At 69.2% G+C, this 8,093-nt stretch carries 7 protein-coding genes; 3 read left to right on the forward strand and 4 right to left on the reverse strand.

All coding sequences use genetic code 11. The annotated features are described in order from the left end of the window. Nucleotides 1-21: 21 nt before the first annotated feature. On the forward strand, nt 22-138 hold the full coding sequence (locus tag ACFFNX_RS34900) for a hypothetical protein (RefSeq protein WP_378210192.1): 117 nt from the start codon (nt 22-24) through the stop codon (nt 136-138). Nucleotides 139-321: 183 nt separating this feature from the next. Continuing rightward, complete coding sequence (locus ACFFNX_RS34905) at nt 322-1,014, forward strand: GntR family transcriptional regulator (RefSeq protein ID WP_378210185.1); 693 nt, start codon at nt 322-324, stop codon at nt 1,012-1,014. Here ACFFNX_RS34905 and ACFFNX_RS34910 read toward each other — a convergent pair. The 4 genes from ACFFNX_RS34910 to ACFFNX_RS34925 form a co-directional block, all read right to left on the reverse strand. Next, on the reverse strand, nt 1,007-2,398 hold the full coding sequence (locus ACFFNX_RS34910) for an OFA family MFS transporter (RefSeq protein ID WP_378210187.1): 1,392 nt from the start codon (nt 2,396-2,398) through the stop codon (nt 1,007-1,009). The genes ACFFNX_RS34905 and ACFFNX_RS34910 overlap by 8 nt on opposite strands. Nucleotides 2,399-2,578: 180 nt before the next feature. Next, nucleotides 2,579-4,714: an acetate--CoA ligase family protein gene (locus ACFFNX_RS34915; RefSeq protein WP_378210188.1), complete on the reverse strand. Its 2,136-nt coding sequence runs from the start codon at nt 4,712-4,714 to the stop codon at nt 2,579-2,581. Nucleotide 4,715: 1 nt separating this feature from the next. Then, complete coding sequence (gene frc, locus ACFFNX_RS34920; RefSeq protein WP_378210189.1) at nt 4,716-5,945, reverse strand: formyl-CoA transferase; 1,230 nt, start codon at nt 5,943-5,945, stop codon at nt 4,716-4,718. 13 nt (nt 5,946-5,958) lie between these two features. Beyond that, nucleotides 5,959-7,659 carry a thiamine pyrophosphate-binding protein gene (locus ACFFNX_RS34925; RefSeq protein ID WP_378210190.1) on the reverse strand — a complete coding sequence of 567 codons (1,701 nt, stop codon included), beginning with the start codon at nt 7,657-7,659 and terminating at the stop codon, nt 5,959-5,961. Nucleotides 7,660-7,879: 220 nt separating this feature from the next. Between ACFFNX_RS34925 and ACFFNX_RS34930 the strand changes: the two genes are divergently transcribed. Further along, the coding region (locus ACFFNX_RS34930; RefSeq protein WP_378210191.1) for an ATP-grasp domain-containing protein at nt 7,880-8,093 on the forward strand (214 nt) is incomplete at its 3' end.

Below are 8,093 nucleotides of genomic sequence, written 5' to 3' on the forward strand. Positions count from 1 at the left end.
GACGGCGCGCGGGTGGTGCCGGTGGGCCGGGACCGGCCCGGCCTGCTGTGGGGCGCCGCGCTGGCCGACGCGCTGGCCGTCGTTCCTCCCGGGTGGCGGGGAGAGGAAGTGGAACTGCTCGCCCTGCCGCCCCGATAGCGATTCGCCGGAATGGCTTATCTGTTATTTGTGTGTTTCCACCGCATTGCGGATTGATATGCGGTGCTGGGTGGAGGTACGGCCTTGAAACGGTGTGAGTACCGCCACGTGGCCCGCGGCCCCGGCCGTCGCCATGTAGCCAGTAGACTGTACACAGAAGACCTCAGATCTCGAGGAGTCGGCATGTCGTTCTTCACCGGTAACGCGGAGAGCGTGGACATGCCTCGGCTGACGCGCCCCGCCCCGCTCCGCGAAGGCGTCTACGAGGCCCTGCTCGAGCTGATCGTGACGCGTGCGCTCAAGCCGGGGCAGCACCTCGTCGAGAGTGATCTGGCGACACGCCTCGGCATCTCCCGGCAGCCCGTGCGCGAGGCGCTCCAGCGGCTCAGCACGGAGGGCTGGGTCGACCTGCGGCCGGCCCAGGGCGCCTTCGTGCACATGCCGACCGAGGAGGAGGCCGACCAGCTGCTGGTCGTGCGCTCGCTGCTGGAGACGGAGTCGGCGCGGCTGGCCGCGGCCAACGTCACCCCCGAGGCGATCGCTCACCTGCGCGAGATCTGCGAGGGCGGCGTGGCGGCGCTCGAGGCCGACGACGTGGACGCCGTCGTCGCCGCGAACGCCGCGCTGCACGCCGCCATCGTCGAGCTCGCGGGCAACAAGGTCCTGGCCGAGCTGGCGGCCCAGGTGGACCGGCGCGTCCGCTGGTATTACACGCCCGTCGCCCGGCAGCGAGGGCCGGAGTCCTGGACGGAGCACGCGGCACTGATCGACGCGCTCGCCGCGCACGATGGCGAGCGGGCGGCGCAGATCATGCGCGAGCACACCGAGCACACGCGCCGGTCCTATCACCGGCGCCCCGACCGGGAGGTCACATGATCTCCCGGCTGATCGGATAGGGATTGGGTACGATCTTGCGCGCCTTCGGGCGTCCCGGCTGACGCAGGGTCAGCGCGATGAGGGCCGACACCAGGCCCATCACACCGGCGAGGGTGTAGGCGCCGTCGTAGTCCCAGGCGCCGATGACGACGGCGCCGAGGCCACCGCCGAACAGGCCGCTGACCAGCTTCGCGCTGTAGACGATCCCGTAGTTGGTCGCGTTGTGGTTCTCCCCGAAGTAGTCGGGCACCAGAGCCGCGAACATCGGGTAGAACGCGCCACCGCCGAAGCCGGAGACGAACGCGAAGACCAGGAACATCACCTCGTTGTGGGCGTCGCCGGCCCACAGGGTGCCGAACTGCGCGAGCGCCTCGATGACGAGCACGACGATGAGCGCCTGCTTACGGCCGATGAGGTCGGAGAACCAGCCGACCACCGCGCGTCCGACGCCGTTCACCACGGCCAGGATGCCGGCCGACAGCGAGGCCATCAGCGGCCCGAAGCCCAGGTCCTTGGCGAACGGCACCTCGAAGGAGATGCCGAAGATGGACACGCCGGAGATGAACGCCAGGCAGATCCACATCAGCGGGATCATGCCCGTGCGCACCGCCTCCATCGGGGTGAACTGGCGCACCGCCGGCGGGTTCTTCTCGAGGCTGACACGCGCGCCGGTGTCTCTGGCCTTCGCGGGCTTCAGCGGGTCGACGTGGTCGGGCCACCAGTTCTTCGGCGGGTCCTTGAAGAAGTACCCGCAGATCCCGATCGAGACGAGCACGAAGAGCCCGATCAGGTCGAGGACCTCCTGGTAGTCGCCGGTGTCGAAGGCGTAGTTGAAGATGATGATGAACGGCAGCGAGCCGTAGGCGAAGCCGCCGTTGACGAACCCGGTGCGCGCGCCGCGCTTTTCCGGATACCACTTACCGACCATGTTGATGCAGGTCGCGTACACGAGTCCGGCGCCGACGCCGCCCAGCACGCCGAAGCCGATGATGGCCCCGAAGACGCTGTGCAGGTGGGAGATGGCGAGGAAGCCCACCATCGCCAGCCCGGCGCCCAGCGTCATCGCCCGGCGTGCCGTCAGGATGCCCTTCTCCCGCAGCCGGCCGGCGGGGAAGGCGACGCCCGCCTGGAAGAACACCCAGACGCTGAGGATCCAGAACGTGTTGCCGCTGGTCCAGCCGTGTGCGGTGGACAGGGTGTCCTCGGCCGACCCGTAGGCGTACTCGAAGACGCTGATGGCCATCATCGCCACCCACGGCAGTATCACCATGAGGGTCCGGGAGTGGCCCAGGATGTCGCGGTCCGTCTCGCCGACGCGGTAGACACGTCCGCGTTGGTCGGTTATCTCGGTGAACTTCGGTGTCGGATTGGCAGTAGCGGTCATGTCGACCCCTCGTCGCGAGGTGCTTGGCGGTTGCCCCCTGTCCCCGATGTCCATTCGCGCGTGCGGCCACCAAGCGCTTGTTAGCTGTGCTGCATGGGCGTTCTCCTCCGTTGAGCGGGGCGCTGAGGCCGGTGGCCGTACCGACGATCGCGATACGGCCGTACGGCCACCGGTGAGGACTCAGCCGGGCAGCAGGCCCGCGGTGCGCGCCCACCGATACTTGGCGCCGAGCACGGCGACCGGCTTCTCCGTCGTGTAGGGGTAGGCGGGGACGCCGTGGTCGAACAGGTACTCACTGGCCTGCTCGACCTCGGTGTCGCCGGCGAGTGAGGCGACCACGGGCTTGTCGATGCCCTTGGCGCGTGCCTCCGCGACGACGCGGGCGATGAGCTCGGCGAACACCATCGGCGGGGTCACGATCGTGTGCCAGTAGCCGAGGATCAGGGCGTGGACGCGCGGGTCCTCCAGGCCCAGGCGCACCGTCGCCTCGTACGTGGACGGGGGCTCGCCCCCGGTGATGTCGATGGGGTTGCCGGCGGCGCCGAACGGCGGGATGAACCTGCGGAACGCCTCGTCCAGGTCCGGCGGGATGTCCATCAGCGACAGCCCGGCGTCGACGCACGCGTCGGACAGCAGCACCCCGGAACCACCGGCGCCGGTGATGATGACGACGTTCTCGCCCTTCGGCGTCGGCAGCGTCGGCAGCGCGTGGGCGTACTCCAGCATGTCGTTCAGGCCCGGTGCGCGGATCACGCCCGCCTGGCGAAGGATGTCGTCATAGACCTTGTCGTCGCCGGCGAGCGCGCCGGTGTGGGAGCTCGCGGCGCGGGCGCCGAGACTGGTCCGGCCGGCCTTGAGCACGATGATCGGCTTCTTGCGCGAGACCTCGCGGGCGGCCGCGACGAACGCGCGCCCGTCCTTCAGGTCCTCCAGGTGCATCGCGACGCACCGGGTGTTCTCGTCCTGCCCGAAGAACGTCAGCAGGTCGTCCTCGTCCAGGTCGGTCTTGTTGCCCAGGCCGACGATGGCCGACACGCCCATCTTCGTGGTGCGGCTGAAACCGAGGATCGCCATGCCGATGCCGCCGCTCTGGGACGACAGGGCGACACCGCCCTTGACGTCGTACGGCGTGCAGAACGTCGCGCAGAGGTCCTCCGGCGTGTAGTAGTAGCCGTAGATGTTGGGACCGAGCAGCCGCACGCCACGCCGGCGGGCGATCTCGACCACCTGCTCCTGCAACGCGTCGTTGCCGGTCTCGGCGAACCCGGAGGGGATCAGCACCGCCGCGGGCACCTTCTTCGCGCCGACCTCCTCCAGCACGGTGGGCACGAACTTCGCCGGGATGGTGAACACCGCGACGTCGACCTCGCCCGGCACGTCCGCGATGCTGCGGTAGGCCTTGCGGCCGCAGATCTCGTCGGCCTTGGGATTGATCGGGTGGATCTCGCCCGCGTAGCCGCCGTCGATCAGGTTCCGCATCACCGAATTGCCGATCTTGCCCGCCTCGTTGGAGGCGCCGATCACCGCCACCGAACGCGGTTTCATCAGGCGGTTCATCACCGCGAGGATCTCCTCGGGCGTGTGCCGCGGCACCTCCCGCGGCGCGCTCTCGGCCAGCAGGACCCGTACGTCGGCCGCCACCGCGCCGCCGGGGGTGGCGAACACGGGGTTGAGGTCCAGCTCGTCGATCTCGGGGAAGTCGGCGACGAGGTCGGAGACCCGCTGGATCGTGCCGGCCAGCGCGTCGCGGCTGATCGGCTCGGCGCCGCGCGCGCCGCGCAGCACGTCGGCGGCGGCGATGTCGTCGAGCATCGACGACGCCTCCTCACCGGTGACCGGGGCCAGCCGGAAGGTGACGTCCTTCAGCACCTCGACCAGCACGCCGCCGAGCCCGAACGCGATGACCTTGCCGAAGGTCGGATCGGTCGTCGCGCCGATGATGACCTCCTGGCCGGCGGGCACCATCCGCTGCACCTGCACGCCGAGGATCCGCGCGTCCGGGTCGTACTCCCGCGCCGCCGCGACGATCCGCTCGTAGCCGAGCCTGACCTCGTGCGGGGAGTCCAGGCCGACGAGCACGCCTCCGGCCTCGGTCTTGTGCAGGATGTCCGGCGAGACGATCTTGAGGACGACGGGCAGCCCCATGTCCACGGCGCGGGAGAGCGCCTCGTCCGCCGAGGTGGCCAGGTCCTCCGCCGGAGTGGCGATGCCGTACGCGTCGCACAGCCGCTTGCCCTCCAGCGCGGTCAGCGCGGTACGTCCCTCGGCCCGCACCGCGTCGATCACGGCGCGTACCTCCGCGCGGTCGTATCCCACGTCAGATCACTCCATTCGCCTTGAGGGAGACGAGCTCGTCCTCCGGCAGGCCGAGCACCTGCCCGAAGATCTCGTCGTTGTGCTCACCGAGGAGCGGCGACCGCTCGACCTCGACGGGGGAGTCCGACAGCTTCAGCGGGCAGCCGACCGTCTTGAAGGGGCCGCGTACGGGGTGGTCGACCGTGACGATCATCTCGTTGCCGACCAGGCTCTCGTCCTCGATCAGTTCGGCGGTCGACAGGATCGGGCCGCAGGGGACGTTCTCGGCGTTGAGCTTGGCCAGCACCTCCCACTTGCCGTGCTGGGAGCTCCACTCCTCGATGATCTGGAAGACCTTGGCCAGCTTGTTCAGCCGGGCCTCCGGGGTGCTCCACTCGGGGTCGTCGGCGAGTTCGGGGCGACCCATCAGCCGGGCGATCGGCGCCCAGCCCTGCGGCTGGATGATCACGTAGACGTAGTCGTTCGGACCGCCCGGCGCGCACTTGACCGCCCATCCCGGCTGCCCGCCGCCCGACGCGTTGCCCGAGCGGGGCACCTCGTCGCCGAAGTCCTCGTTGGGATACTCCGTGAGCGGGCCGGCGGCCAGCCGCTGCTGGTCGCGCAGCTTGACCCGGCACAGGTTCAGCACCGAGTGCTGCATCGCGACGGCGACCCGCTGGCCGCGGCCGGTCGCGTTCCGCTGGTAGAGCGCGGCGAGTATCGCGGCGACCGCGTGGATGCCGGTGCCCGAGTCGCCGATCTGGGCACCGGTCGCGGTCGGCGGCCCGTCCTCGAAGCCGGTCGTGCTCATCGACCCGCCCATCGCCTGGGCCACGACCTCATAGGCCTTGAAGTTCGTGTACGGGCCCTCGCCGAACCCCTTGATCGAGGCGAAGATGAGCTTCGGATTCAGCTCGTGCAGCGTCTCCCAGCCGAATCCCAGGCGTTCGATCGTGCCGGGCCCGAAATTCTCCACGAGCACATCGGAGCGCTTCACCAGATCGACGAATATCTCCTTGGCCCGGTCGTTCTTGAGATTGAGCGTGATGCTCTTCTTGTTGGCGTTGAGCATCGTGAAATAAAGGCTGTCGGCGTCCGGGACGTCCCGGAGCTGGCGCCGCGTGATGTCGCCGCCCGGCGCCTCGAGCTTGACGACGTCGGCACCGAGCCACGCGAGGATCTGGGTGCATGACGGTCCGGACTGAACATGCGTCATGTCCAGGATCCTGACGCCGTCTAGTGCCTTTCCCATGGCGCTTTCCTTTTCACTTGTACATCGTCTGGTTCATGGTTCCGGGCGCGTAGACGTCGGTGTCGAGCCACACGTTGATGAGTGAGGGCCGGCCGGACTCGCGAGCGCGTTCCAGCGCCGGCCGGATCTCGCCGGGCTCACGGACCTCCTCGCCGTGGCCGCCGAGCATCGTGGCGAACTCGCTGTACGGGACGTCGCCGAGCGTGTTGCCGACCCGCTCGCGGTCCTTGCCGTACTTGGCGCCCTGGCCGTAGCGGATCTGGTTCATCGAGGAGTTGTTGCCGACGATGCCGACGAACGGCAGGTCGAAGCGGACGAGCGTCTCGAAGTCCCAGCCGGTGAGGCTGAACGCGCCGTCGCCGAACAGGGCGACGACCTCCTTGTCCGGCCGGGCCTGCTTGGCGGCCATCACGAACGGGATGCCGACGCCGAGGGTGCCGAGCGGACCCGGGTCCATCCAGTGCCCGGGCGACCGGGGCTGCACGATCTGACCGGAGAAGGTCACGATGTCGCCGCCGTCGCCGACATAGATCGAGTCCTCGGTGAGGAACTCGTTGATCTCGTGCACGAGCCGGTACGGGTGGATCGGTGACGCGTCGGAGTGCTGGAGCGGCAGCCGCTTCTCGTAGGCCCTGGTCTCCTCGGCGCGCAACTCCTCCAGCCACGCCTTCCGCCCCGCGGCGCCGTTGTCGGAGCGCCCGGAGGCCGCCTGCGTCACGGCGGACAGGATGAGGCCCGGGTCGCCGACGATGCCGAGGTCGACGTCGCGGTTCTTGCCGACGGTGCGGTAGTCCAGGTCGATCTGGACCACGGTCGCCTCGGGGGACAGGCGACGCCCGTACCCCATCCGGAAGTCGAACGGCGTGCCGACGATGACGATGACGTCGGCGTTGTTGAACGCGTAGCGCCGGGAGAGCTGGTAGTGGTGAGGGTCGCCGGGCGGCAGGGTGCCACGGCCGGCGCCGTTCATGTAGGCGGGCACGTTGAGCGTGCGCACCAGCTCGGTCGCCGCCTCGGTCGCCCGGGTGGTCCAGATCTGGCTGCCCAGCAGGACGCACGGCCTCTCGGCGTGCACCAGCAGGTCGGCGAGGTGCTCGATGGCCGCGGGGTCGCCCTGCCGGCGCGTCGAGGCCCGGTACCCGCCGGGCCGCGGCACCCGCGCCCTCTCCCGTGGGACCTTGGCGTCGAGCACGTCGCGGGGGATCTCGAGGAACGACGGGCCCGGCGCGCCGTTGTAGCACTCGCGGAAGGCCATCGAGACGAGGTCCGCGACGCGCTCGGTGTGCGGGACCGTGGCGGCGAACTTGGTGATCGGCGCCATCATGTCGACGTGCGGCAGGTCCTGCAGGGAGCCCATCTTGTGCTGGCTCAGCGCGCCCTGGCCGCCGATCAGCAGCATCGGGCTCTCGGCCCGCAGCGCGTTCGCCACGCCCGTGACGGCGTCGGTGGTCCCGGGGCCCGCCGTGACGACGGCGCAGCCGGCCCTGCCGGTGATGCGCGCGTGGCCGTCCGCGGCGTGCGCGGCGACCTGCTCGTGGCGGACGTCGATGACCTTGATGCCCTCATCGACGCAGCCGTCGTAGATGTCGATGATGTGGCCGCCGCACAGGGTGTAGATCACGTCGACGCCCTCCGCCTTGAGGGCCTTGGCGACGAGATGCCCACCTGAGATGAGTTCCGTGGCTTGGGGTTCCGGCTCGGGAGACGCGGTCATGTCCTGTGTCAACTCCTCATAATCGGGGCTCGTGTTCCGACGGAAATGCCTGGTCAGAGCCGATTCGGTGTTGCATTGACGAGGATTGCATACAGTCGACGAATACTGTATGAAGACTGTGACACCCAATGTGTGGAATGTCCAGAGCGAGATTCGGTGACGCGGCCGAGAGGCCGGACAGGGGCACGGCACCGACCTCGGACGAGCGGGAGGAACGCGAGTGGATCTGTTCGAACGTCAGGCGAAGGAGCTCTTCGCGGAGTACGGCGTCCCGGTTCCTGCCGGCAAGATCGCTATGACGCCGGGGGAGGCTCGGGCGGTCGCGGAGGAGTTCGCGGCGGCTGGTACCTCGCGTGTTGTGGTGAAGGCTCAGGTGAAGACCGGTGGTCGTGGTAAGGCCGGTGGTGTGAGGCTGGCTGATTCGCCGGCTGATG

The sequence above is a fragment of the Actinoallomurus acaciae genome (assembly GCF_042429965.1).
GTDB lineage: Bacteria > Actinomycetota > Actinomycetes > Streptosporangiales > Streptosporangiaceae > Actinoallomurus > Actinoallomurus acaciae.

What these genes read in the sequence shown, in the direction of transcription:
- frc (WP_378210189.1), bottom strand. Translation starts at nt 5,945, where the DNA reads ATGGGAAAGGCACTAGACGGCGTCAGGATCCTGGACATGACGCATGTT.
- ACFFNX_RS34905 (WP_378210185.1), top strand. Translation starts at nt 322, where the DNA reads ATGTCGTTCTTCACCGGTAACGCGGAGAGCGTGGACATGCCTCGGCTG.
- ACFFNX_RS34925 (WP_378210190.1), bottom strand. Translation starts at nt 7,659, where the DNA reads ATGACCGCGTCTCCCGAGCCGGAACCCCAAGCCACGGAACTCATCTCA.
- ACFFNX_RS34910 (WP_378210187.1), bottom strand. Translation starts at nt 2,398, where the DNA reads ATGACCGCTACTGCCAATCCGACACCGAAGTTCACCGAGATAACCGAC.